Raw genomic sequence first — 24,313 nt, forward strand, 5'->3', positions numbered from 1 at the left:
ACCTTTGGTGCCATGTTTGTTCCATGCTTGTAAGTACCTGAAAACTGCAGGGCGAAGCCCCGTTGAGAGCGCCCGAGGCGGGATTTGAACCCGCGTCACGACCGTGACAGGGTCGTATGATGGGCCACTACACCACCCGGGCACCGAGTGTGCTGCACTCAATCGTTGATAGCGACTTCATTTAACCCTTTCCAAACGACGCGCCGCAAAGCGTATGATACCGCGGAACGCACCGATTAATACATCAGTGACGCCGGCATACCGGTTGGCGTGAAGCGACCCGTCGGACCCCGGCTCCGACGTAGCGAGAGCGCCGCTGCCCTACTTAGTAAGCGTTATGTGGCCGGAACGATTAACGCGCTGTAGTATCTCGTGATAGCCTTCTCGACCGTCCAGAGCCACACATGGTAGACGCAAGCCAACACGACCTCGTGCCAGAGCACACCATCGTCGACGACGCGGAGGTCGACGACGTGCTCGCCGAGTACGACATCGACCGCACCGACTTACCGAAGATCAAGCGACGTGACCCCGCGCTGCGCTCGATGGACGCCGACGTGGGCGACGTCGTCCGCATCGAGCGCAACTCGCGAACCGCAGACGTCGCCGTCGTATACCGACTCGTGATAGAATGAACAGGCAAGACCGACGCGTCATCTCCCGAGAGTACTTCTCGCGCGACCGCCTCGCCGAGCACCACTTCCGCTCGTTCAACGCGTTTCTCGAGCGCGGGATGCAGGAGGTCGTCGAGGAAAAGGGCACCATCGACACCGACATCGGCGACAAGGAGGGCCAGGAACCCGTCTTCGTGGAACTGGGCGACGTGCGGGTAACCACGCCGCGCGTGCGTGAGGCAGACGGGAGCGAGGAACTGCTCTACCCGCAGGAGGCGCGCCTCCGCAACATCACCTACGCCGCCCCGGTGTTCATGGAGATGACGATCATCCGCGGGGGTAAGGAGGAGGAGGAGCACGTCGTCGACCAGGCGGAGACGAAGGTCGGGCGCATGCCCGTCATGGTCGGCTCGAACAAGTGCAACATCGCGGGCTTCTCCCGCGAGGAGCTCGTCGAGATCGGCGAGGACCCCGCCGACCCCGGCGGCTACTTCATCGTCAACGGCTCCGAGCGCGTGCTGATGACCAGCGAGGACCTCGCGCCGAACAAGATCCTCGCGGAGTACGACACGCGCTACGGCGACGAGATCCAGGTCGCGAAGACGTTCAGCCAGCGCCGCGGGTACCGCGCGCTGGTGCTCTGCGAGCGCAACCGGAGCGGCATCCTCGAGGTGTCGTTCCCCTCCGTGTCGGGGAGCATCAACTTCGTCACGCTCGTGCGCGCGCTCGGGCTGGAGTCCGACGAGGAGATCGTCCACCGCGTGAGCGACGACCCCGAGATCGTGAAGTTCATGCTCGAGAACCTGGAGGCCGCCGAGGTCCAGTCGACCCACGAGGCCATCGAGGCGCTGGGCAAGCGCGTCGCCAGCGGGCAGGGCAAGAACTACCAGCTGAAGCGCGCCAACTACGTCATCGACCGCTACCTCCTGCCGCACCTCCACGAGGACGGCATCGACGAGGAGGAGGTACGGATGAACAAGGCGTACTACCTCTGTCGGATGGCGGAGGCGTGCTTCGAACTCGCGCTGAAGCGCCGCGACTCCGACGACAAGGACCACTACGCGAACAAGCGCCTGAAGGTGAGCGGCGACCTCATGCGCGACCTCTTCCGCACGGCGCTGAACAAGCTCGCGCGCGACGTGAAGTACCAGCTCGAGCGCGCGAACATGCGCAACCGCAACCTCACCGTGAGCACCGTCGTCCGCTCGGACGTGCTCACCGAGCGCCTCGAACACCCCATCGCGACGGGCAACTGGGTCGGCGGGCGCTCGGGCGTCTCCCAGCTGGTCGACCGCACGGACTACATGGGCGTGCTGTCGCACCTCAGGCGGCTTCGCTCGCCGCTCTCGCGGTCCCAGCCCCACTTCGAGGCGCGCGACCTGCACGCCACCCAGTGGGGGCGGATCTGTCCCTCCGAGACGCCCGAGGGGCCGAACTGCGGCCTCGTGAAGAACTTCGCGCAGGCGATGGAGCTCTCCCAGAACGTCGAGGACGAGCGCGCACTCAAGCGCGAACTCGCCACGATGGGCGTCCAGGGGATGCCGGGTATCGAGACGTTCGACCAACAACCAGCGGACGATTAACATGAGTCAGGCACGAGACGCGAAGATCTACGTCAACGGCAGTCTGGTCGGCACCCACCCCGACCCGCACAAGCTCGCGAGCGACATCAGGCAGGCGCGCCGCCGCGGCGACGTCAGCTCGATGGTGAACGTCTCGGTCAAGGACCGGACCGACGAGGTCATCATCAACGCCGACGCGGGGCGCGCGCGCCGCCCGCTCATCGTCGTCGAGAACGGCGAACCGCGGGTCACCGACGAGGACATCGAGGCCATGGAGGCCGGGGGGATCGCGTTCCACGATCTCGTCCAGACGGGAGCGATCGAGTTCATCGACGCCGAGGAGGAGGAGGACATCTACGTGGCCGTCGACGAGGAGGAACTCACGACCGAACACACCCACCTCGAGATCGACCCCGCGCTCATCTTCGGCATCGGCGCGGGGATGATCCCCTACCCCGAGCACAACGCCTCGCCCCGCATCACGATGGGATCGGGGATGATCAAGCAGTCGCTCGGGCTGCCCTCCGCGAACTACCGCATCCGCCCGGACACCCGCCAGCACCTGCTCCACTACCCGCAGCTCTCGATGGTCAAGACCCAGACCACGGAGCAGATCGGGTTCGACGACCGCCCGGCGGCCCAGAACTTCGTCGTCGCGGTCATGAGCTACGAGGGGTTCAACATCGAGGACGCGCTCGTCCTCAACGGCGGTTCGGTGGACCGCGCGCTCGGTCGCTCGCACTTCTTCCGCACCTACGAGGGCGAGGAGCGGCGCTACCCGGGCGGTCAGGAGGACCGCTTCGAGATCCCCGACGACGACGTGCGGGGCGCGCGCGGCGAGGAGGCGTACACGCACCTGGACGAGGACGGCCTCGTCAACCCAGAGACGGTCGTCGACGAGAACGACGTGCTGCTCGGGAAGACGAGCCCCCCGCGGTTCCTCGAGGAGCCGGACGACATGGGCGGCCTGTCGCCCCAGAAGCGCCGCGAGACGAGCGTCACGATGCGCTCGGGCGAGAACGGCACCGTCGACACGGTGACGCTGATGGAGGGCGAGGACGGCTCGAAGCTCTCGAAGGTGTCGGTGCGCGACGAGCGCATCCCCGAACTGGGGGACAAGTTCGCGTCGCGCCACGGACAGAAGGGCGTCATCGGCCACATCGCGCCCCAGGAGGACATGCCGTTCACGCAGGACGGCGTCGTCCCGGACCTCATCGTCAACCCGCACGCGCTGCCCTCGCGCATGACGGTCGGTCACGTGCTGGAGATGCTCGGCGGGAAGGTCGGCGCGCTCGAGGGGCGGCGCGTCGACGGGACCGCCTTCCAGGGCGAGAGCGAGCAGGAGCTGCGCGACGCGCTGGTCGACCACGGGTTCGAGTCCTCCGGGAAGGAGGTCATGTACTCCGGGGTCACCGGCGAGAAGATCGAGGCCGAGATCTTCGTCGGGATCATCTTCTACCAGAAGCTCTACCACATGGTCTCGAACAAGATCCACGCCCGCTCGCGTGGACCGGTGCAGGTGCTCACGCGCCAGCCCACCGAGGGGCGGGCCCGCGAGGGCGGCCTGCGGGTGGGCGAGATGGAGCGCGACGTGCTGATCGGCCACGGGGCGGCCATGGCCCTCAAGGAGCGGCTGCTCGACGAGTCCGACCGCGAGTTCATCGACGTCTGTGGCAACTGCGGGATGACCGCCGTCGAGAACGTCGAGCAGCGGCGGGTGTACTGTCCGAACTGTGGCGAGGAGACGGACATCCACCGGATCGAGATGAGCTACGCGTTCAAGCTCCTCCTGGACGAGATGAAGGCGCTCGGCATCGCGCCGCGCATCGAACTGAAGGACGCAGTCTAACCCCAACGAATGAGTGTAAACCAGTCTCCCAAGGAAATCGGGGCAATCAGCTTCGGGCTGATGAACCCGGAAGAGTATCGCGACATGTCCGCGACGAAGGTCATCACCGCGGACACGTACGACGACGACGGGTTCCCCATCGACATGGGGCTGATGGACCCCCGGCTGGGCGTCATCGACCCCGGACTCGAGTGTAAGACCTGCGGGAAGCACTCCGGGTCGTGCAACGGCCACTTCGGCCACATCGAACTCGCCGCGCCGGTCATCCACGTCGGATTCTCGAAGCTCATCCGGCGGTTGCTCCGCGGCACCTGCCGGGAGTGCTCCCGCCTCCTCCTGACCGAGGAGGAGCGCGACGAGTTCCGCGAGCGCCTGGAGCGCGACCGCCAGCTCGGGAACGACCTCAACAACGTCACGAAGGCGGCGATCCGACAGGCGCGCAAGAAGTCGCGCTGCCCGTACTGCGGCTCGAAGCAGTACGACATCAATCACGAGAAGCCGACCACCTACTACGAGGTCCAGGACGTGCTCTCCTCGGACTACGCCGAGCGCATCGCGGCCGCCATGGAGGGCCGTCCGGTCGACGAGGACGACGAGACGGAGCGCGAGCCCACCTCGCCCACGGAACTCGCGGACGAGACCGGCATCGAGGTCTCGCGAGTCAACGAGATCATCTCGGGCGAGTTCCGCCCCCGCCCGGCCGACCGGGAGGCGCTGGAGAAGGCCCTCGACATCGACCTCACCGAGGAGGACATGAACAAGCTGATGCCGAGCGACATCCGGGACTGGTTCGAGGACATCCCGGACGAGGACATCCGCGTGCTCGGCATCAGCGCCGAGAAGTCCCGCCCCGAGTGGATGATCCTGACGGTCCTGCCGGTACCCCCGGTGACGGCACGGCCCTCGATCACGCTCGACAACGGCCAGCGCTCCGAGGACGACCTGACCCACAAGCTGGTGGACATCATCCGCATCAACCAGCGGTTCATGGAGAACCGCGAGGCCGGCGCACCCCAGCTCATCATCGAGGACCTGTGGGAGCTACTCCAGTACCACGTGACGACGTTCATGGACAACGAGATCTCGGGCACGCCGCCCGCGCGCCACCGCTCCGGGCGGCCGCTCAAGACGCTCAGCCAGCGCCTCAAGGGCAAGGAGGGGCGCTTCCGCGGCTCGCTGTCCGGTAAGCGCGTGAACTTCTCCGCCCGCACCGTCATCTCGCCGGACCCGACGCTCTCGCTCAACGAGGTCGGCGTCCCCGAGCGCGTGGCGACGGAGATGACCCAGACGATGAACGTCACCGAGCGCAACCTCGAGGACGCCCGGCGGTACGTCCGCAACGGCCCCGAGGGCCACCCCGGCGCGAACTACGTCAAGCGCCCGGACAACCGCCGTCTGAAGGTGACCGAGAAGAACTGCGAGGAACTGTCGGAGAAGGTCGAACCCGGCTGGGAGGTCAACCGCCACCTCGTGGACGGCGACATCGTCATCTTCAACCGGCAGCCGTCGCTCCACCGGATGTCCATCATGGCCCACGAGGTCGTGGTGATGCCGTACAAGACGTTCCGGCTGAACACGGTCGTCTGCCCGCCGTATAACGCCGACTTCGACGGCGACGAGATGAACATGCACGCCCTCCAGAACGAGGAGGCGCGCGCCGAGGCGCGCGTGCTGATGCGCGTACAGGAGCAGATCCTCAGCCCGCGCTTCGGCGAGAACATCATCGGTGCGATCCAGGACCACATCAGCGGGACCTACCTGCTCACCAACGAGAACCCGCGCTTCAACGAGACGCAGGCGCTCGACCTCCTGCGCGCGACGCGCGTGGACGAACTCCCCGAACCGGACGGCACCGACGACGGCGGCGTCCCCTACTGGAACGGTCGGACCATCTTCTCCGAACTGCTCCCGGCGGGGCTGAACCTGGAGTTCACCTCCTCGGCCGGCGACACGGTCACCATCGAGGACGGCGTCCTCACGGGCGGTACCGTCGACGAGGACGCCGTCGGGGCGTTCGGCGGCGAGGTCGTGGACACGATCTGCAAACAGTACTCGACGACCCGCGCCCGCATGTTCATCAACGAGGTGGCGGCGCTCGCGATGCGCGCCATCATGCACTTCGGGTTCTCCGTCGGCATCGACGACGAGTCGGTGCCCGTCGAGGCCGAGGAGCAGATCACCGAGGCCATCGGCAACGCCTACGACCGCGTCGAGGAACTCATCCGGACGTACGAGAACGGCGACCTCGAGTCCCTGCCCGGGCGGACGGTCGACGAGACGCTGGAGATGAAGATCATGCAGACGCTCGGGAAGGCCCGCGACAGCGCGGGCGACATCGCCGAGGAGTACCTGGACGAGAACAACCCGGCGGTCATCATGGCCCGCTCGGGGGCGCGCGGATCGCTGCTCAACCTGACCCAGATGGCCGGCTGCGTCGGCCAGCAGGCGGTCCGGGGCGAGCGTATCAACCGCGGCTACGAGGACCGCACCCTCAGCCACTACCAGAAGAACGACCTCTCGGCGGACGCCCACGGCTTCGTCGAGTCGTCCTATCGCGCCGGGTTGAGCCCGCGGGAGTTCTTCTTCCACGCGATGGGTGGCCGCGAGGGGCTGGTCGACACGGCGGTTCGCACGTCGAAGTCCGGGTACCTCCAGCGGCGGCTCATCAACGCGCTGTCGGAGCTGGAGACGCAGTACGACGGCACGGTGCGCGACACCAGCGACACCATCGTGCAGTTCGAGTTCGGCGAGGACGGCACCAGCCCGGTGAAGGTGTCCTCGGCGGCGGACAACGACATCGACGTGGACGACATCGCGGAGCGCGTCCTCGACGCGGAGTTCGAGGACGAGGGGGAGGAGTTCCTGGCCGCCCAGGACAGGCAGACCAACCTCTCCGAACACATGGACCACTTCGCACTGGGTGACGACTAATGGCAGCAACAGTCGACAACGACGTGAGGGCGGTCGTGGAGGGATCCGACCTCCCCCGACGGCTCAAGGACGAGGTGTACCGCGTCATCGAGGAGAAGGGCGTCTCCGATCCGGACACGGTCGAGGAGATCGCCGAGCGCGTCGAGGAGCGCTACGTCGACACGCGCGTCGATCCGCTCGACCCCGTCGGGACCGTGAGCGCGCAGTCCATCGGGGAACCGGGAACGCAGATGTCAATCCCGGCCGACGAGCGGGTACTCGTCAGGAACGACGGCGAAACGACGATCACGGAGATCGGACCGCTCGTCGATCGTCTGATGGCCTCGCGGGAGACGCGATCGTTCGACGGCCACGAGGTATCGCTCGCTCCCGACGGACTGGAGGTACTCAGTCTCGGACGCGACGAACAAGTACGGTGGAAACCGGTCGAGGAGATCAGCCGACACGAGACGCCGGATGAACTCCTCCGCATCGAACTCGAATCGGGACGGACCATTCGGGCGACGAAGGGCCACTCGTTCGTCACGCGCGAGGATGGCAAGATAGGTCCCGTCGCCGCAGACACCCTGACGACCGACGATACGCTCCCCACCGTCGGAGAATACAACGCAGACACGAAAACCGCCGATTTCGGGGCGTATGTCCCGCCTGCGGAGAGTGAGCCAGTCGTAACGGACGGGGGAGTACTCATCGACGCGCAGGGTAAGAGCGCGAGCCAGTCGGCGAGTCTTGGTGCGGTTAACTGGGAGCGTATCGAATCCATCGAGCCGGTGACGAGCGACCACGAGTACGTGTACGACTTCTCGGTCGCCGGGCTGGAGACGTTCACGACCGCGTCGGGCGTCGTGACGCACAACACGATGAACACGTTCCACTACGCGGGCGTCGCGGAGATCGACGTCACGCAGGGGCTCCCCCGGCTCATCGAGCTGGTGGACGCCCGGAAGACGCCGGACACGCCGATGATGACGGTCTACCTCGAGGACGAGTTCGCCACCGACCGCGAGCGCGCCCACGAGGTCGTCTGGAAGGTGGAGGCGACGCGCATCCTCGCGCTCGGCGACGTCTCGACGAACGTCGCGGACATGCTCGTGCGGATCGACCTCAACGAGGACACGCTGCGCGAGCGGTGGCCGACCGTGGACTCGACCGACGAGGTCGCGGCCGAGATCGCGGCGACCATCGAGGGCGAACTCGACGTCGAGACCGCCCGACCCCAGCCGACGGTCGTGGAGTTCGGCCCCGAGGAGCCGAGCTACCGCGGGCTGCTCCAGCTCGTGGAGGAGCTCCGGGACATCGTCTTCAAGGGCATCGACGAGGTCTCCCGCGTCGTCATCCGGAAGGAGGCGACCGACGACGGGGGCGAGGAGTTCGTCCTCTACACCGAGGGGTCGGCGTTCGGTAAGACGCTCGACATCGAGGGCGTGGACGCCACGCGGACCACGTGTAACAACATCCACGAGGTCCACCGCCAGCTCGGCATCGAGGCCGCCCGCGAGGCGATCATCGAGGAGACGATGAACACGCTCGAGGAGCAGGGGCTCGGCGACGTGAACATCCGCCACCTCATGCTCGTGGCGGACATCATGACCAACCGCGGCGAGATCGAATCGATCGGTCGCCACGGCATCTCGGGGAACAAGGACTCCGTGCTCGCCCGTGCGGCGTTCGAGGTGACCGTCAACCACCTGCTCGACGCCGCGATCCACGGCGAGGTCGACGACCTCAACGGCGTGACGGAGAACGTCATCGTCGGCAAGCCCATCCGGCTCGGCACCGGCGACGTGAACCTGCGGATGGGAACGGTAAAGCGCGACCGGGAGCGCGCCGACGCCGACTGAGCCGATGCGCGTCACCCTCTCGGACGAGGCGCGCCGGTACATCGGGCTGTTCGAGGACGTGACGGACGTCGCCGCCCGCGACTGTATCGTCGACGACGAGTACGACCGGGTCGTCTACCTCGTTCCGCCCGGCGACATGGGCCGGGCGATCGGCCCCGGCGGCCGGGCCGTCCGTCAGGTCGAGGAACGCCTCGACCGGCGGGTCGAACTCGTCGAGGACGCGGACACGCCCGAGGCGTTCGTGGCGAACGTCCTCGCGCCGGCGGCCGTGTACAACGTCACGATCAGCCGAAACCGGGACGTGGTGGCGTACGCCGAGGTCGCCCGCGAGGACCGCGGCGTCGCCATCGGGGCGGACGGGAGGAACATAGAGCGGGCGCGGACGCTCGCCCGGCGGCACTTCGACATCGACGACATACAGCTGACGTGACGGCGGCACAGTCGTGAGGGGGAGCCTGTCCCGCGCGTCGACGCGGCCGCGAGAGGGTTCAGGACTTGCGCCCGCGCGGCCGACCGAACGGTCGACCGGCGAGGCCGCTCTACCTCGCCCTCGAACCCGCTCAGAGCGCGCGTCGGACGGCCGAGACGACGAACGCGACGGCCGCGGTCAGCACCGTCAGGATGGCGAGGCTGAGCGCGATGCCGATGAAGACGTTGTTCATCTCGGTGTCGTCGAGCACTCCGATCGAGATGAGAAACTCGAGAGCGACGGCGAAACCGACCATCAGGACGACGAAGCCGCCGACGCGTCGAGCGATGCTGGAGAACCAGTCGGTTCCCGCGCCGTTCGCGGCCGCCGCGTTCCCCACGTCCCTCGGGGACGACGTGTCTGCCATGTCGGTTCGCTATACCGCGGACCTACATGAGGCTTCGGAGACGCGACGCGACGCGGCGCGCGCGGCGATCCGCCGCGCCGGGAACGGGCGTGAAACCCCCACACACGGCCCGAACGGCGCTGGCTCGAAAGGGGAGCCTTAAGTAGCTCGGACAGGTATCGACGTGCACTATGGCGAACGGCAAGTACGCCGCGCGGAAGCTCAAGAAGGACCGCCAGAACCACCGGTGGTCCGACTCGGAGTACGCGCGGCGCGCCCGCGGGCTCGGCAAGAAGTCCGACCCGCTCGAGGGCGCTCCGCAGGGTCGAGGTATCGTCCTGGAGAAGGTGGGGATCGAGGCGAAACAGCCCAACTCCGCCATCCGGAAGTGCGTCCGGGTCCAGCTCATCAAGAACGGGAAGCAGGTCACCGCGTTCTGTCCGGGCGACGGCGCGATCTCGTTCATCGACGAGCACGACGAGGTCACCATCGCCGGGATCGGCGGCGCGAAGGGTCGCGCGATGGGCGACCTCTCGGGCGTGAACTACAAGGTCGAGAAGGTAAACGGCGTGTCGCTCATCGAACTGGTGCGCGGCAACGCGGAGAAACCGGTGCGATAACATGAGTCCGCTAAGACATTCCTGCTCGCTCCGCTGTGCGGGCTGTGACTCATCTACTCACACTCACCACCGAGGGTGGTTCGCGTGAGCGAGAGCGAAGCCCCCGATCCGGAGCCGCCCGCCGGCACCGACGAGGAGGAGGGGACCGTCGACGCGCTGCTCTTCGCGAAGTGGGACGTCTCCGACATCGCCTTCTCCGACCCCTCGATGGAGCGGTACATCACGCTCACGCCCATCGCCCACACGATGGGTCGCCACTCCGGGAAGCAGTTCAAGAAGTCGGAGATCAGCGTCGTCGAGCGGCTCGTGAACCGCCTGATGCAGACCGAGGAGAACACCGGCAAGAAGCAGAAGACGATGAAGATCGTCCGCGACGCGTTCGACATCGTCCACGAGCGCACGGAGGAGAACCCCGTGCAGGTGCTCGTGCAGGCGGTCGAGAACGCCGGTCCGCGCGAGGAGACGGTCCGCCTCAAGTACGGCGGCATCTCGGTCCCGAAGGCCGTCGACGTCGCGCCCCAGCGCCGCGTCGACCAGTCGCTCAAGTTCATCGCGGAGGGCACCCACAAGGCGTCGTTCAAGACGTCGACGTCCGCGGCCGAGGCGCTCGCCTCCCAGATCGTCGGCGCGGCCAACTACGACGTCCAGACCTACGCGATCAACCAGAAGGAAGAGAAGGAGCGCGTCGCCGCCGCGGCACGGTAACGCTCGGTCTCCCTTCCGGCATCTCCTCCCTCCACCCGTCTCCTCTCATCTCCTCCCTCCTCCCGTCTCGAAGCCGTTTTCGCGACCGTCGCGGCGATCCGGCGAACGCTCGCACCGGGTTTTTACAGTCGGCGCGTGAAGGTCGGAACGATGGTCGACCTGAACGAGCGCGTCCTCGACACGGCGGAGCACCGCGGCGAGAACCTCCTCCCGAAGGAGGTCCTGTCGCTGGTCGAACGCTACCACGGCGACGAGACGCCGGGGGCCGAGCGCGAGGTCGTCGAGGCCTACGCGACGGCGCTCGCCGATCGGAACGTTCCCACCGAGATTCAGGACCCGTGGAGCGCCCTGGACGAGCGGCGCACGGACAGCGAGACGTGGGTCGGCGACGACGCGGTGTACGAACTCCCCTCGGGACGGCTCAGCACCTACCCCGCGAACTGGCACGAGCGGCTGGCCGGGTCGAACGACCCCCGGTCCTACCTGCGGTTCCTCCAGGGGGAGGCCGCCTTCGAACCGAAGAACCCCACCGGGAGCCCGGGCATCCCCAGGGAGCGCCTGCTCGACGTGATGAGCGTCGTCGGCCACGTCGATCGCCAGGAGGCGAAGGCCGCCGTCGAACGCCTGCGGAGGGAGGGCGAGGTCGTCGAGGACGCGGATCAGCACCCCGACGCGAACGTCTACCTGGCCGACCAGGTCGACTACGACCGCGCGGACCTGGCCGGCGAGGACGTAGTCGACAGGGAGTAGACGGGTCGGAGCCGCGAGCCCGCGGCCGGAACGGATCCGGCCGGCAGTCACCGCGACCGCTCCTCGCGGGCGACCGCCTCGCACGTCGAACGACCGGGGACGGCGGACGAGGAAGCGTCAGTCGGCCGCCTGCCCCGTCTCGACCGCGTACCGGCGGGTGACGTCGACCAGCGCCTTTCGGTACTCGCTCTCGTCGGGATCGTCCGCCAGCGTCTCGAAGTGGTGTTTGAACCGCTCGAGGGGGACGCCCGGCGCGTCGTCGGCCGCGGCGTGCGCGAGGTCGTAGAGGCGGTGGTCCGGGGCGACGAGGTCGTGGCGCTCGACCAGCGCGAGGGCGAACGCGGCGTTCACGGCAGTGATGTCGGGGTCGGAGGCGGGCGTGAGCCGGTGGCCGCGCGGCGGGTCGTGCGGACGGTCGGCGAGCGCCGCCGCGAGGCTCGCCTCCAGGAAGGAGACGAGTTTGTCCGCCGGGGCGACCGAGAGCGTGATGTCGTCGGCGTAGATGTCCTTCATGTGGTTCGCGATCTGGTAGCAGTGAGTGAGTTTGCGCTGCTCGACGCGCCGCCCGGCCAGTCCGATGTAGATGGCCTCCGCGGTCGACTGGGTGTGCGATGGGTGGGCCTCCTCGTTGCGCCGCATGTGGGCGTACTCGTGGAGGGCGAGTTCGCGCGACATCGCGCTGGTGGCCGCCTGTGCGGAGATGTTGAGGACGTGGTGGTCGGGGTAGTGGCCGGTCCACGTCCGCTCGTCGGGGTCCCGCCGGACGCGCACGCGCACCGGCTTCGAGAGGTCGTACTCCGTCTCGAACAGTCCCTGCGCGCTGAGAAACGGCTCCGTCGGTCCGCCGCCTAACACTCGAACGTCCATGCTCACGTGTAACACGGCCGGGGCGAGTATGACTCTTGTGACGGCGCGTGCGAGGGAGGGCGACGAACCCGTCGGGGCGGGAGATTTACTACGCGAGCGACGGAAGGGGGACCGTGTTCGGCTGGGTCGTCCTCGCGCTCGCCGCGGTCCTCGGAGCCGCGGCGATCGTCGCCTGCATCGTCGGCGTCACCGGGACGCCGCTGGCCCTGCTCGGCGCGCTCGCGCTCGGCGCGGGGAGCCACCACTGCTGGCGCTACGGCCGCGGACGCGTCGTCGGGGACATCTACGAGCGCATCGGCGTCGATCCGGAGTGGACCGACGAGGGGCGCGAACGACGGACGAGCGACGACTGGCACCGAGAGGGCTGGCGGGCGACCGTCTGCGGGCGCGAGGCGTGGGACGCCGAGTGGGACGGCGACGACTGGCGCTGGGCGGACGGCGGGTGGGACGGTCGTGACGCCGGACGTCCCGGGAACCTCCGCGACGACGGGAGCGATCCGGACGCCCGGGGCGTCCGGCGCGGAGCCGCGGATGCGCCGTCGGCGGACGGCCGACAGGCGACCGTCCGACTCGACCCGGCGACCGCCGCGGCCTACCGCGTTCTCGGCGTGAGCCCCGACGCCGACGAGGCCGCCGTCAGGCGGGCGTACCGCGAGCGGGCGAAGGAGACCCACCCCGACGCCGGCGGTTCTCGGGAGGCGTTCAAGCGCGTCCGGTGGGCCTACGAGCGCGTCCAGGAGTCGGAGGGGGCGATTCGGGAGTGAGGCGGTTCGCGAAGTAACGGCGCGGAGACCGTCTCCTCCGAACGAGCGAGTTCGCGCAGTATGAGGCGCATTCTCACGGTATACGGGGGAAATCCTGCCGTCGAAACACTACCCTTTTCACTACGCTGTCGGTATGACCCGGTAATGGGCCGACGTAAGAAAATCGTACAGGAATGCGAGCGGCTGATGGACAAGCCGGAGAACATCCGGAACATCGCGATCGCCGCTCACGTCGACCACGGGAAGACGACGCTCTCGGACAACCTCCTCGCGGGCGCGGGCATGATCTCGGAGGACACGGCGGGCCACCAGCTCGCGATGGACACGGAGGAGGACGAGCAGGAGCGCGGCATCACGATCGACGCCGCGAACGTCTCGATGACCCACGAGTACGACGAGAAGAACCACCTCATCAACCTCATCGACACGCCCGGCCACGTCGACTTCGGCGGCGACGTGACGCGCGCGATGCGCGCCGTCGACGGGGCGCTCGTGGTCGTCGACGCCGTCGAGGGCGCGATGCCCCAGACGGAGACCGTCCTGCGGCAGGCGCTCCGCGAGGGCGTGAAGCCCGCGCTGTTCATCAACAAGGTCGACCGCCTCATCTCCGAGCTCCAGGAGGGCCCCCAGGAGATGCAGCAGCGTCTCATGGCGGTCATCCGCGACGTGAACGAACTCATCCGCGGCATGACCGAGGAGATGGACGACGTCGGCGACTGGCGCGTCTCCGTCGAGGAGGGGACCGTCGCGTTCGGGTCGGCCCTGTACAAGTGGGGCGTCTCGATGCCCTCGATGCAGGAGACGGGCATGGACTTCGGCGACATCATCGAGCTCGAGCGCGCCGACGAGCGCGAGGAGCTCCACGAGCGGACGCCGCTCTCCGACGTCGTGCTCGACATGGTCTGCGAGCACTTCCCCAACCCCATCGACGCCCAGCCCCGCCGCATCCCGCGGATCTGGCGCGGCGACGCGGAGTCGGAACTCGCGGAACAGATGCGCCTCGTCGACGACGAGGGCGAGGTCGTCCTCATGGTCACCGACATCTCCATGGACCCGCACGCGGGCGAGATCGCCACCGGCCGCGTCTTCTCCGGCACCATCGAGAAGGGCCAGGAGCTCTACGTCTCCGGGACGGCCGGGAAGAACCGCGTCCAGTCGGTCGGGATCTTCATGGGCGGCGAGCGCGAGGAGGTCGAGCACGTCCCCGCGGGTAACATCGCCGCCGTGACCGGCCTGCGCGACGCCATCGCCGGCTCCACCGTCTCCTCCGTCGAGATGACGCCCTTCGAGTCCATCGAACACATCTCCGAGCCCGTCATCACGAAGTCCGTCGAGGCCAAGAGCATGGACGACCTGCCGAAGCTCATCGAGACGCTCCGCCAGGTGTCGAAGGAGGACCCGACGATCCGCATCGAGATCAACGAGGACACCGGCGAGCACCTCATCTCGGGGCAGGGCGAACTCCACCTCGAGGTCATCACCCAGCGCATCGAGCGCAACCAGGGCATCCCGGTCATCACCGGCGAACCGATCGTCGTCTTCCGCGAACAGCCCACCCGCGCCGGCGACGTCGTCGAGGGCATCTCGCCGAACCGCCACAACCGGTTCTACATCAGCGTCGAACCCCTCAGCCAGGACATCGTCGACATCCTGAAGCTCGGCGAGGCGTCCATGGACATGCCCGAACTGGAGCGCCGCGAGGCCCTCCAGGAGGCGGGCATGGACAAGGACACCTCCCAGAACGTCGAGCACATCTACGGGACGAACATCCTCATCGACGACACGAAGGGTATCCAGCACCTGAACGAGACGATGGAACTCGTCATCGAGGGCCTGGAGGAGGCGCTCGACGACGGGCCGCTCGCCGCCGAGCCGGTGCAGGGCGCGCTCATCCGCCTCCACGACGCGAAGCTCCACGAGGACGCCATCCACCGCGGCCCGGCGCAGGTCATCCCGGCGACCCGCCAGGCCGTCCACGGCGCGCTCATCGACGCGGAGGTGCGCCTGCTCGAACCCATCCAGAACGTCCGCATCGACGTCCCCAACGAGCACATGGGACCCGCGAGCGGCGAGATCCAGGGCCGCCGCGGCCGCGTCGACGACATGTACCAGGAGGGCGACCTCATGGTCGTCGAGGGCGTCGCGCCCGTCTCCGAGATGCTCGGCTTCTCCAGCGACATCCGGAGCGCCACCGAGGGTCGCGCCTCCTGGAACACCGAGAACGCCGGCTTCCAGGTCATGGCCGACAACCTCCAGGGCGAGACCATCACGGAGATCCGCGAGCGCAAGGGCATGAAGACGGAACTGCCCCCGAGCGTCGATTACTTCTAGACAACGACCTTTTACTACGAGGGGCCGCCTCCGGTGGCCCCTCTGTAAAAGCTCGATCAAAAGCACTCCTCCCTCGCTTCGCGCTCTCCGAGCGCTCGGTCGTCGGCCCGCTCGTTCGCGCCTGGGGCGCTCACTCGCGGCTGCCGCGCTGGTGCAATTCGAGGCGGGGCGCTCAACAGTCGCCCCGTCCGTAGCTTTATATCGGAGAGCGGGACCAGCGTCCGTGTGACGTGAAAATCGTCGCGGGGCGCTCGCGGGTGCGCGACGCCACGCCCCGCGAACAGCCCCCGCCGCGGCGTCGCCTGCTTGCCATTGCCGGGTATCGGCTACTGGCGATACGGGAAGCTACCTCTCGAACCCCTCCTCCCACCGGAAGCGACCGTCGCGCTGGACCACCTCGCCGTCGATCTCCAGGCGCGAGCCCTCGCTCACGTCGGTGATCATGTCCACGTGGACGGCACTCTGATTCCCCTCCTCGCCCCCGGGGACGTTCGAGTCGTAGGCCCGCCCGAGCGCCAGGTGGACCGTGTCGCCCATCTTCTCGTCGAAGAGGATGTTGTCCGTGAAGCGGTCGATCGCGCGGTTCATGCCGATCCCGAGCTCGCCGAGCCGCCGCGCCCCCTCGTCGGTCGTGAGGATCTCCTCGAGGACCTCCTGGTTCGTCTCCGCCGAGTAGTCGACGACCTCGCCGCCCTCGAACGTCAGGCGGACGTCCCGGACGCGCTTCCCGTGCAGCGTCATCGGCACGTCGAAGAACACCTCGCCCTCGGTCGCGTACGGCGCGGTGAACACCTCGCCGGAGGGGAGGTTGTGGCTGTCGTAGGCGACGCTCGCGGCGCTGTTGACGGCGGTCCGCCCCTCGATCGACATCGTGAGGTCGGTGGCCTCCTTGACGAGTCGGACCTCACTGCCGCCGTCGAGGAGGTCCTTCATCCGCCCCATCTCGTCGGCGAGCGACGCCCAGTCCCGGAGGATCGCGCCGTAGGCGAACTCCTGGTACTCCTCCAGGGCCATCCCGGCCTGCTGGGCGAGCGACCGCGTCGGGTGGACCGTCGAGACCCACCGGGTGTCCATGCGCGCCTCGCGGACGGGCGTCTGGGCCCTCGCGTACGCCTGTCGCGTCGCGCCGGGAACGTCGGCGGTCGCGCTGGTGTTGCGTCCCCCGCCGAGCGAGAGCACGACGTCGGCGCTCTCGTACAGCGCGAGCTGGTGGTCCGACGCCTCGAACTCGCCGTCGTGCGCGCGGAGGTACGCGCGCGTGAGTTCGCCCGAGGCGTAGGTCGTCGCGACGTTCGCACCCCGCTCGCCGAGCCGTTCGCAGACCGCCACCGCGAGGTCGTGAGCGTCGGCCCCGACGCTCACGACGACGTCGTCGCCGCGCTCGACGCGGGCGCTCCACTCGACGAGCACGCGGGCGTGCTCGCGGATTCGTTCGTCCATGCCCACGACTGGCCGGGCGTGGATAAAAGCCGAACCGATGTCGAACCGACGTGAGTCGCTCAGCTCTCGTAGATGAGGACGGTCGCGTCGTCCAGTTCGAGCACCTGGACCTCCTCGCCGCTGGCGGCGCGCTGCTCCTCGACGACGTCGACGGCGTCGGGCGTGAGGACGACCACCTCGCCGCCGGCGTCGAGTTCGATCTCGCCGTCCGTGTCCAGTTGTGCCTTGATCTCCGCGGGGTCGGCGGATTCGAGCGCGCCGATGACCGCGCCGGCCCGGTCGCGGAACTCCGGCCCGATGGTGGCGTGATCGGGGTCGATCCCGACCGGCACCATCTCGACGTTGGGGCGGCCGGACTCGATGTAGACGGGACCGTTGACCGCGCTGCTCAGGTCGTAGGTGTCGAGCGCGCGGTCGGCGTCGAGGTAGAGCTCGACTCGGTCGAGGTCGGCGTTGAGGGCCATCCCACAATCCGACTTCCAGCCGCGAACCGCGCCGGCGATATCGGCGACGAGCCGGCCGCGCGCCTCGGCGTCCCCGTCGGCGCGGTCGAGATCGGGCCAGCGCGCGTTGTGGACGCTCCCCTCGGTGCCCGGGAGCGCGCGATAGGCCTCCTCCGTGAGGAAGGGTGCGAACGGCGAGAGCATCCGCAGGGAGGCCGAGAGCACCGCGTATAGCGCGTGGCGGGCGGCGTTGCGCTCGCCCGGACGTCCCTCGTAGAGCCGTCCCTTGATGAGTTCGAGGTAGTCGTCGGCCAGGTCGTGCCAGACGAACTCGCGGAGTTCGCGCAGCGCCGCGTCGTAGCGGTAGGCGTCCATGTGCGCGCCGACGCTGTCGGCGACCCGCGAGGCGCGAGAGAGGATCCACTCGTCCGCGTCCCGATAGGCGGGGTCCTCGATCGTCGGCGTGCGCTCGTCGAGGTGGCCCGCCGCGAACTTCGTGATGTTCCAGACCTTCGTGAGGAACCGCGAGGAGGACTTCACCTCCTTCCACTGGAACTGGACGTCCGTGCCGGGTTGACCGCCGAGCGCGAGCGCCTGCCGGAAGGCGTCGGCGGAGTGCTCGGAGACGGCCTCGTCCGGCGAGACGACGTTGCCGCGGGACTTCGACATCTTGCGGCCGTCCTCGCCGAAGACCATCCCGTTGATCAGGATCTCGTCCCACGGGCGGACGCCCTCCAGTGCCGCGGTCCGGAGGATGGTGTAGAACGCCCACGTGCGGATGATGTCGTGGCCCTGCGGGCGCAGGGCGACGGGCGAGAACTCCTCCTCGGGCCAGCCACTGATGTAGAGCGGCGAGATCGAGGAGTCCATCCAGGTGTCCATCACGTCGGGGTCGCCCCGCCACGACGCGCCCCCGCACTCGGGGCAGGCGTCGATCTCTGGCTCCGTCTCGGTGGGATCGAGCGGGAGTTCGTCCTCTCCCGCGACGCGGACGTGTCCGCAGTCCTCGCAGAACCAGGCGGGGATGGGAGTCGCGAAGACGCGCTGGCGGGAGATGACCCAGTCCCAGTCCATCCCCTCGGTCCACTCCTCGAGCCGGGCGTACATGTGCTCGGGGATCCACTCGACCTCGCGAGCCTTCTCGAGGATCGTCTCCCGGTCGACGCGGACGAACCACTGCTCCTTCGAGAGGATCTCGATGGGCGTATCGCAGCGCCAGCAGACGCCGACGGACTGCTCGGTCGGCTCGCTGTCGACGAGGTGACCGCGCTCGTCGAGCGCCGCGGCGATCTCCTCCTTCGCCTCGACGATCGCGAGGCCCTCGAACGCGCCCGCCAGCTCGTTCAGGTGGCCGTCCTCGGTGACGACGGGGCGGAGGTCGAGGTCGTGCTCGGCCCACCAGGTCACGTCCTGCTTGTCCCCGAAGGTACAGATCATGACCGCGCCGGTCCCGAAGTCGCCGTCGACGTCCTCGTCGGCGATGAGTTCGACCTCCTGGCCGAACAGCGGGATCTCGAAGGTGTCGCCGACGCGGTCGGTGTAGCGCTCATCGTCGGGATCGACGGCTATCCCGACGCACGCCGCGAGCAGTTCGGGCCGGGTGGTTGCGATCTCGATATCGTCGTTGCCGATCCCCTCGAAGGCGACGTAGTAGAGCGTCCCCGTTCGGTCCTCCTTCTCGACCTCCGCGTCGGCGATGGCGGTCTCGCACCGCGGACACCAGTTGACCGGATGCTCGTCGCGGTAGAGGTAGTCGTCGGCCGCCATGCGGACGAACGAGCGCTGGGTCTCGCCCCAGTACTCGGGGTCCATCGTCCGGAACTCGTGATCCCAGTCGATGGAGAAGCCGAGCAGGTCCATCGTCTCGTGCATCGCGTCGATCTGCTCCTCGGTGTACTCGATGCAGCGTTCCCGGAACTCCTCGCGGGGGACGTCCGTACGGTGGATGTCGTGGATCTCCTCGACCTTGACCTCGGTGGGGAGGCCGTGGCAGTCCCACCCCTGCGGGAAGAGCACGTCCTCGCCCTTGAGCCGGTGGTACCGGGCGGCGAAGTCGATGTACGTCCACCCGAGACCGTGGCCGATGTGGAGGTTCCCCGTCGGGTACGGCGGCGGCGTGTCGATGACGTACTCCGGTCGCTCGCCGTCGCCCTCGTAGGCGTAGACGTCGCTCTCGCGCCACGCCTCGCGCCACTTCTGCTCGATTCGGTCCGGGTCGTACTCGTCTGGTAACTCCGTCATGGTCGCTGTGGAACGGTCGCCGGGCGGTGCTGGAGGAGAAGGAGCCTACGCACGTACTACTGACGACCGATGCATGGACGCACCTAGCGGGGTCGATGGGATAAATCTTCGCGTCCGGCCCTCGCGCCGCCCGATGAGGGCGAAAAGTGTCCGACGTAGGTCAAAAGAATAAGAACCCTCTGTGGTGAACAAGGTTACGGATGGCGAGACGGAGTATCACGGCGCGAGGGGCACGGGTTCTTCGCCACGTCGGACGAGAGGGGCTGTACTACGGAAAGATCGGGCTCATCGGGTTGTTCAGGGCCGGACCGCGACGGGGAACCCCCATCTACGAGGAGGACTGGGACGTGCTGGTCGTCCTCGACGCCTGTCGGTTCGACCTGCTCGCGGCGTTCGTGGAAGAGTACTCGTTTCTGAGCGCGCTCGACGAGACCTACTCCCTCGCCAGCTACTCGAGGTCGTGGATGCGCCGCAACTTCGCGTCGAAGTACGAGGACGAGACGCGGCGGACCGTCTACGTCACCGGGAACCCCTTTTCGGACGAGGTGCTCGAACCCTCCTCGTTCGCGCTGCTCGACGAGGTGTGGCGCTACGCGTGGGACGAGCGGGAGGGGACGATCCTCCCCCGACCGGTCACCGACCGCGCCATCGAACACCACCGGAGGCACGACCCCGAGCGGATGGTCGTCCACTACATGCAGCCCCACCACCCGTTTCTCGACGACGACACGAGTGGGTTCTCCCCCGGCGCGTATCCCGACCCCCGAACCGCCGACCCGTGGGATCAGGTGCGCTGGGGACAGCGCGACCTCGACGAAGTGCGCGCCGCCTATCGACGGAACCTCCGGTACGCGCTCGACGACGTGTCGCTCCTGCTGTCGAGCATCGACGCCGAGCGGGTCGTGGTCACCTCCGATCACGGCAACGCCCTCGGCGAGTGGGGCGTCTACGGTCACCCCGCGTTCGCGGGGATCGACCCGATCCGGCGGGTCCCGTGGTGCGTCACGAGCGCCGAGGACACCGGCGAGTACGAACCCACCCGCCGCTCGACGGCGGATCAGGGCTACGACCCCGCGGAGCAACTGCGCCAGCTGGGCTACCACTGAACGCGGAACCGCGCACGCTGAACCCGGAACCACAACCCCTTAGCGCCCGCCCGCGGAGTCCGGAACATGCAACTCGGAGTCGTCGGTCTCGGTCGCATGGGGCGCATCGTCGCCGAACGGGTGATGGACGCCGGTCACGACGTGGTGGCGTTCGACGTGGACGAGACGGCCGTCGCGGCCGCCGCCGACGCGGGGGCGACGCCCGTCGGTTCGCTCGCGGACCTCGCCGAGGCGCTGGGCGAGGACAGGCGGCTCTGGCTGATGGTGCCGGCGGGCGAGATCGTGGACGCCACGCTCTCGGAACTCGAACCGCGCCTCGAGGAGGGCGACGTCGTCGTCGACGGCGGCAACTCCCACTTCGAGGACTCCGTCGCGCGGGCCGAGCGGACGACCGCCGCCTACCTCGACTGCGGCACCAGCGGCGGCCCCGCCGGAGCGGAACTCGGCTTCTCGCTGATGGTCGGCGGTCCCGAGTGGGCCTACGAGGCGATGACCCCGGCGTTCGACGCGGTCGCTACCGGCCCCGACGGCCACGAGCGCATGGGGCCGTCGGGGTCGGGCCACTACGTGAAGATGGTCCACAACGGCGTCGAGTACGCGCTGATGCAGACCTACGGCGAGGGGTTCGACCTGCTCGCGAACGGGCGCTACGACCTCGACCTGGAGGCCGTCGCGCGCACGTGGAACAACGGCGCGGTGATCCGCTCCTGGCTGCTGGAGCTCTGCGAGGAGGCGTTCCGCGAGGAGGGCGTCGACCTCGGCGACGTGGCCGACCGGGTCGAGGGCGGTTCGACGGGCACCTGGACGGTACAGGAGGCCCTCGAGCGGGAGGTGCCGGTCCCGCTCATCTACGCGGCGCTCGCCGAGCGCTTCGGCTCGCGGGCCGACGAGGGGCGGTTCTCGCGGCGGCTGGCGAACCGCCTGCGCTACGGCTTCGGCCGGCACGAAGTCGTCCGTGAGGAGTAGCCCCGTGAAGCGGTGTGCGGCGACCGATGCGGCAGACGGTGGGCGAACGGGCGACACGGCGACGGTACCGCGGGCGGTCGTGTCGCACGACCGCGGGCCGCCCGCGGGTGACGGTCAACGCACGGGGGTTCTGGACCCGTTTCGATACGTAAACGTTCGGTCAGGGAGGCGGCGGGAGCGCGAGCGTCTCACAATGCAGCAGTTGCCAGCGAGCCACCGGCGACCGCGGAGCGTGTCGCTGACGGGCGAGCGCAGCGAGAGGTGGCGTTGTGACTTAATAGCGTGGGGCGCGGAGTAGAAGTATGCGAAGCTTCCGTATCGGGAGCGCGTTCGGCATTCCGATCAAGCTCGATCTGACGTTCCTGCTCGTATTGCCGCTGTTCGCCTACATCATCGGCAGTCAGGTCGGTATCTGGGTCGGGACCCTCAACGACCTGTTCGACGCGGGGCTCGCGCTCGACGGGATGAGCGCGGGGCTGATGCCGTACGTCCTCGGCACCGTGGCCGCGATCGGCCTGTTCGCCAGCGTCCTCCTGCACGAACTGGGCCACTCGCTCGTCGCCCGGCGCTTCGGCTTCCCCATCGCCTCGATCACGCTGTGGCTGTTCGGCGGCATCGCGCAGTTGAGCGAGATGCCCGAGGACTGGAAGCAGGAGCTCTACATCGCCGTCGCGGGCCCCATCGTGAGCATCGCCCTCGGCGTCGGCCTCTACGCGCTGTTCTACGTGATCCCCGGCGGCGGCGCGGCGGCGAACGCACTGCTGTTCGTCGTCGGCTACCTCGCGATCACGAACCTCGCGCTCGCCGCGTTCAACCTCCTACCGGGGTTCCCGATGGACGGCGGGCGCGTCCTGCGCGCGCTGCTGGCCCGGACGCGCTCCTACGCGCGCGCGACGCAGATCGCGGCGGAGGTGGGCAAGACCTTCGCCATCCTGCTCGGCCTGTTCGGCCTGTTCGCCGGGTTCAACATCTTCCTCGTGGGCGTCGCCTTCTTCATCTACATCGGCGCGTCCTCGGAGGCCCAGCAGACCCTGATGAAGGCCGCCTTCGAGGGCGTCAGGGTGCGCGACATCATGACGCCGCGCGAGCGCCTGCACACCATCGACGCGGAGGACAGCGTCGCGACCCTCATCAACCGGATGTTCCGGGAGCGCCACACCGGCTATCCGGTGATGCGCGACGGCCGCGTCGACGGTCTCGTCACGCTCGAGGACGCGAAGACCGTGAACGAGGTCGAGCGCGACGCCTACCGCGTCGAGGAGGTGATGTCGACCGACCTCATCACCATCGGCCCGGACGACGACGCGATGACCGCCCTCACCCGGATGCAGGAGTCGGGCGTCGGTCGCCTGCTGGTCATGGACGGCGACGAACTGGTCGGGCTGGTCTCGCGGACCGACCTCATGACCGCGCTCACCATCATCCGCTCCAGCGGGTCGCTTGACAACCGGCCGGAGGCGACCGGCGCGGCGGCCGACGGCGGTCGCGGCGGGAACGGTCGGGACCCGCGACCCAACGAACTGCGCTGACCGCCGGCGTCACCGTCCGTCTTCGACCTCGATCCGCTCGCGCAGCCACGCCTCCGCGCGGTCGAGCGCCGCCTCCGTCTCGCCGGTGATCTTGACCCGGTTCGGGTCGTCGCCCCGACTCGGATACGATCCGAGGATGACCTCGGGGAGTTCCTCCCGGGCGGCCTCGAGCGTCGGCGTCACCTCCGACTCGGGCAGCGGCGTCCGGAGCAGCCGCGAGCGCAGGTCGCCCGCGAACTCCTCCGCGACGAGCCCGAACATCGCCCTCATCTCCCGGGGGATCCCCGGGAAGACGTAGACGTTCTCCAGGACGCACCCCGGCGAGAGGCCGTCCGGGTTGAGCAGCGGGCGCGCGCCCTCCGGCAGCGAGGCGTGGCGCTCTACGTTCACGTCCAGGTCGGGGTACTCCGCCGCGATGGCCGCGAGCGTGCGCTCTACGTCCTCGCGGGCGGCCTCGTTCACGACGAGCGGGCGGTCGAACGCCGCCGCGACCGACTCCATCGTCAGGTCGTCGGGCGTCCCCCCCAGCCCGCCCGTGCAGACGACGGCGTCGAAGGCGTCGCCGTACGCGCGGACGTGGTCGGCGATCACCGCCACGACGTCGGGAACGACCGCGATGCGCCGGACCGCGACGCCTCGCGCCGAGAGCTGGCGCGCGAGCCACGTCGCGTTGGTGTTCTCCACGTCGCCCGCGAGCAACTCGTCGCCGATTGTGAGCAGGGCCACCTCCATACCCGCAGGTGGGGTGACCGAGGGTTAGCCGTTTCCCCGCACGTTCGCTACGCAGGGTAGGGGAGCGCTCGATCGCCGGCGCTGTTGCCCAGTCGCCGCAAAAATATAATTTTACAGTCCAGGTGCGAGAATCGAACCCGCGTCTCAGCCTCCACAAGGCTGAAGGATAGTCCACTACCCCAACCCGGACACATGGGAAACTACCCG

Annotated in this window: 18 protein-coding genes, 2 tRNA genes and 1 pseudogene; 14 read left to right on the plus strand and 7 right to left on the minus strand. The window is 68.3% G+C overall.

The annotated features are described in order from the left end of the window. Positions 1 to 69: 69 nt before the first annotated feature. Positions 70 to 142, minus strand: a tRNA-Asp gene (locus P1K31_RS09800). A 262-nt stretch (positions 143 to 404) separates the two neighbouring features. Here P1K31_RS09800 and P1K31_RS09805 point away from each other — a divergent pair. From P1K31_RS09805 to P1K31_RS09840, 6 genes are all read left to right on the plus strand, one after another. Continuing rightward, positions 405 to 635 (plus strand): DNA-directed RNA polymerase subunit H, encoded by a 231-nt coding sequence (locus P1K31_RS09805; protein WP_254543145.1) that lies wholly within the window; start codon positions 405 to 407, stop codon positions 633 to 635. Next, positions 632 to 2,197, plus strand: coding sequence for a DNA-directed RNA polymerase subunit B'' (locus P1K31_RS09810; RefSeq protein WP_276303148.1), 1,566 nt, complete (start codon positions 632 to 634; stop codon positions 2,195 to 2,197). The genes P1K31_RS09805 and P1K31_RS09810 overlap by 4 nt, the downstream gene beginning before the upstream one ends. Before the next feature lies 1 nt (position 2,198). Continuing rightward, the gene (gene rpoB, locus P1K31_RS09815) at positions 2,199 to 4,025 is read left to right on the plus strand and encodes a DNA-directed RNA polymerase subunit B (RefSeq protein ID WP_276303149.1); all 1,827 of its coding nucleotides are present in this window, start codon (positions 2,199 to 2,201) and stop codon (positions 4,023 to 4,025) included. A gap of 9 nt (positions 4,026 to 4,034) precedes the next feature. Next, positions 4,035 to 6,956 (plus strand): DNA-directed RNA polymerase subunit A', encoded by a 2,922-nt coding sequence (locus tag P1K31_RS09820; protein WP_276303150.1) that lies wholly within the window; start codon positions 4,035 to 4,037, stop codon positions 6,954 to 6,956. A gap of 230 nt (positions 6,957 to 7,186) precedes the next feature. Beyond that, a complete protein-coding gene (gene rpoA2, locus P1K31_RS22055) occupies positions 7,187 to 8,797 on the plus strand; it encodes a DNA-directed RNA polymerase subunit A'' (protein WP_379801549.1) in 1,611 nt (536 codons plus the stop codon). A gap of 4 nt (positions 8,798 to 8,801) precedes the next feature. Further along, positions 8,802 to 9,227, plus strand: coding sequence for a NusA-like transcription termination signal-binding factor (locus P1K31_RS09840; protein WP_276303151.1), 426 nt, complete (start codon positions 8,802 to 8,804; stop codon positions 9,225 to 9,227). A 130-nt stretch (positions 9,228 to 9,357) separates the two neighbouring features. On the opposite strand, the gene P1K31_RS09845 is transcribed toward P1K31_RS09840, so the two are convergent. Continuing rightward, a complete protein-coding gene (locus P1K31_RS09845; RefSeq protein ID WP_276303152.1) occupies positions 9,358 to 9,633 on the minus strand; it encodes a hypothetical protein in 276 nt (91 codons plus the stop codon). A gap of 170 nt (positions 9,634 to 9,803) precedes the next feature. Between P1K31_RS09845 and P1K31_RS09850 the strand changes: the two genes are divergently transcribed. From P1K31_RS09850 to P1K31_RS09860, 3 genes are all read left to right on the plus strand, one after another. Next, a complete protein-coding gene (locus tag P1K31_RS09850; protein WP_276303153.1) occupies positions 9,804 to 10,232 on the plus strand; it encodes a 30S ribosomal protein S12 in 429 nt (142 codons plus the stop codon). Between the two features lie 84 nt (positions 10,233 to 10,316). Continuing rightward, entirely contained in the window at positions 10,317 to 10,937 is a 621-nt protein-coding gene (locus tag P1K31_RS09855; RefSeq protein ID WP_276303154.1) for a 30S ribosomal protein S7, read from the plus strand. Positions 10,938 to 11,087: 150 nt separating this feature from the next. Next, the gene (locus P1K31_RS09860; RefSeq protein ID WP_276303155.1) at positions 11,088 to 11,687 is read left to right on the plus strand and encodes a hypothetical protein; all 600 of its coding nucleotides are present in this window, start codon (positions 11,088 to 11,090) and stop codon (positions 11,685 to 11,687) included. 117 nt (positions 11,688 to 11,804) lie between these two features. Here P1K31_RS09860 and P1K31_RS09865 read toward each other — a convergent pair whose 3' ends face one another. Beyond that, the gene (locus P1K31_RS09865; protein WP_276303156.1) at positions 11,805 to 12,554 is read right to left on the minus strand and encodes a DUF5781 family protein; all 750 of its coding nucleotides are present in this window, start codon (positions 12,552 to 12,554) and stop codon (positions 11,805 to 11,807) included. Positions 12,555 to 12,667: 113 nt separating this feature from the next. Here P1K31_RS09865 and P1K31_RS09870 point away from each other — a divergent pair, with 113 nt between their 5' ends. Together P1K31_RS09870 and P1K31_RS09875 are read left to right on the plus strand one after the other, a co-directional pair. Further along, positions 12,668 to 13,318 (plus strand): J domain-containing protein, encoded by a 651-nt coding sequence (locus tag P1K31_RS09870; RefSeq protein ID WP_276303157.1) that lies wholly within the window; start codon positions 12,668 to 12,670, stop codon positions 13,316 to 13,318. 144 nt (positions 13,319 to 13,462) lie between these two features. Then, entirely contained in the window at positions 13,463 to 15,649 is a 2,187-nt protein-coding gene (locus P1K31_RS09875; RefSeq protein ID WP_276303158.1) for an elongation factor EF-2, read from the plus strand. Positions 15,650 to 15,994: 345 nt separating this feature from the next. Here the strand turns inward: P1K31_RS09875 and P1K31_RS09880 are convergent, their stop codons facing one another. Further along, positions 15,995 to 17,089 (minus strand): aminopeptidase, encoded by a 1,095-nt coding sequence (locus P1K31_RS09880; RefSeq protein WP_276303159.1) that lies wholly within the window; start codon positions 17,087 to 17,089, stop codon positions 15,995 to 15,997. Positions 17,090 to 17,148: 59 nt separating this feature from the next. After that, positions 17,149 to 19,773 (minus strand): valine--tRNA ligase, encoded by a 2,625-nt coding sequence (locus tag P1K31_RS09885; RefSeq protein ID WP_276303160.1) that lies wholly within the window; start codon positions 19,771 to 19,773, stop codon positions 17,149 to 17,151. 200 nt (positions 19,774 to 19,973) lie between these two features. Here P1K31_RS09885 and P1K31_RS09890 point away from each other — a divergent pair, with 200 nt between their 5' ends. The 3 genes and pseudogenes from P1K31_RS09890 (at position 19,974) to P1K31_RS09900 (ending at position 23,374) form a co-directional block, all read left to right on the plus strand. Then, positions 19,974 to 20,879 carry a sulfatase-like hydrolase/transferase gene (locus P1K31_RS09890; protein WP_276303161.1) on the plus strand — a complete coding sequence of 302 codons (906 nt, stop codon included), beginning with the start codon at positions 19,974 to 19,976 and terminating at the stop codon, positions 20,877 to 20,879. Between the two features lie 60 nt (positions 20,880 to 20,939). Beyond that, positions 20,940 to 21,845: pseudogene (gene gnd, locus P1K31_RS09895) on the plus strand (phosphogluconate dehydrogenase (NAD(+)-dependent, decarboxylating)); the annotation flags it as partial. A gap of 302 nt (positions 21,846 to 22,147) precedes the next feature. Then, positions 22,148 to 23,374, plus strand: a complete 1,227-nt coding sequence (locus tag P1K31_RS09900; protein ID WP_276303163.1) for a site-2 protease family protein — start codon at positions 22,148 to 22,150, stop codon at positions 23,372 to 23,374. A gap of 9 nt (positions 23,375 to 23,383) precedes the next feature. Here P1K31_RS09900 and P1K31_RS09905 read toward each other — a convergent pair whose 3' ends face one another. Both P1K31_RS09905 and P1K31_RS09910 read right to left on the minus strand, forming a co-directional pair. Further along, complete coding sequence (locus P1K31_RS09905; protein ID WP_276303164.1) at positions 23,384 to 24,106, minus strand: competence/damage-inducible protein A; 723 nt, start codon at positions 24,104 to 24,106, stop codon at positions 23,384 to 23,386. A 116-nt stretch (positions 24,107 to 24,222) separates the two neighbouring features. Beyond that, positions 24,223 to 24,295: transfer RNA gene (locus P1K31_RS09910), tRNA-His, on the minus strand. Positions 24,296 to 24,313: the final 18 nt, after the last annotated feature.

Origin of the sequence: Halomarina halobia, from assembly GCF_029338575.1 — an archaeon.
In the GTDB taxonomy this organism is placed as follows: domain Archaea; phylum Halobacteriota; class Halobacteria; order Halobacteriales; family Haloarculaceae; genus Halomarina; species Halomarina halobia.

What these genes read in the sequence shown, in the direction of transcription:
- P1K31_RS09810 (WP_276303148.1), top strand. Translation starts at nt 632, where the DNA reads ATGAACAGGCAAGACCGACGCGTCATCTCCCGAGAGTACTTCTCGCGC.
- P1K31_RS09805 (WP_254543145.1), top strand. Translation starts at nt 405, where the DNA reads ATGGTAGACGCAAGCCAACACGACCTCGTGCCAGAGCACACCATCGTC.
- P1K31_RS09890 (WP_276303161.1), top strand. Translation starts at nt 19,974, where the DNA reads ATGGCGAGACGGAGTATCACGGCGCGAGGGGCACGGGTTCTTCGCCAC.
- P1K31_RS09865 (WP_276303156.1), bottom strand. Translation starts at nt 12,554, where the DNA reads ATGGACGTTCGAGTGTTAGGCGGCGGACCGACGGAGCCGTTTCTCAGC.
- P1K31_RS09905 (WP_276303164.1), bottom strand. Translation starts at nt 24,106, where the DNA reads ATGGAGGTGGCCCTGCTCACAATCGGCGACGAGTTGCTCGCGGGCGAC.
- P1K31_RS09845 (WP_276303152.1), bottom strand. Translation starts at nt 9,633, where the DNA reads ATGGCAGACACGTCGTCCCCGAGGGACGTGGGGAACGCGGCGGCCGCG.
- P1K31_RS09850 (WP_276303153.1), top strand. Translation starts at nt 9,804, where the DNA reads ATGGCGAACGGCAAGTACGCCGCGCGGAAGCTCAAGAAGGACCGCCAG.
- P1K31_RS09885 (WP_276303160.1), bottom strand. Translation starts at nt 19,773, where the DNA reads ATGACGGAGTTACCAGACGAGTACGACCCGGACCGAATCGAGCAGAAG.
- rpoB (WP_276303149.1), top strand. Translation starts at nt 2,199, where the DNA reads ATGAGTCAGGCACGAGACGCGAAGATCTACGTCAACGGCAGTCTGGTC.
- P1K31_RS09840 (WP_276303151.1), top strand. Translation starts at nt 8,802, where the DNA reads ATGCGCGTCACCCTCTCGGACGAGGCGCGCCGGTACATCGGGCTGTTC.
- rpoA2 (WP_379801549.1), top strand. Translation starts at nt 7,187, where the DNA reads ATGTCAATCCCGGCCGACGAGCGGGTACTCGTCAGGAACGACGGCGAA.
- P1K31_RS09860 (WP_276303155.1), top strand. Translation starts at nt 11,088, where the DNA reads ATGGTCGACCTGAACGAGCGCGTCCTCGACACGGCGGAGCACCGCGGC.
- P1K31_RS09820 (WP_276303150.1), top strand. Translation starts at nt 4,035, where the DNA reads ATGAGTGTAAACCAGTCTCCCAAGGAAATCGGGGCAATCAGCTTCGGG.
- P1K31_RS09900 (WP_276303163.1), top strand. Translation starts at nt 22,148, where the DNA reads ATGCGAAGCTTCCGTATCGGGAGCGCGTTCGGCATTCCGATCAAGCTC.
- P1K31_RS09875 (WP_276303158.1), top strand. Translation starts at nt 13,463, where the DNA reads ATGGGCCGACGTAAGAAAATCGTACAGGAATGCGAGCGGCTGATGGAC.
- P1K31_RS09880 (WP_276303159.1), bottom strand. Translation starts at nt 17,089, where the DNA reads ATGGACGAACGAATCCGCGAGCACGCCCGCGTGCTCGTCGAGTGGAGC.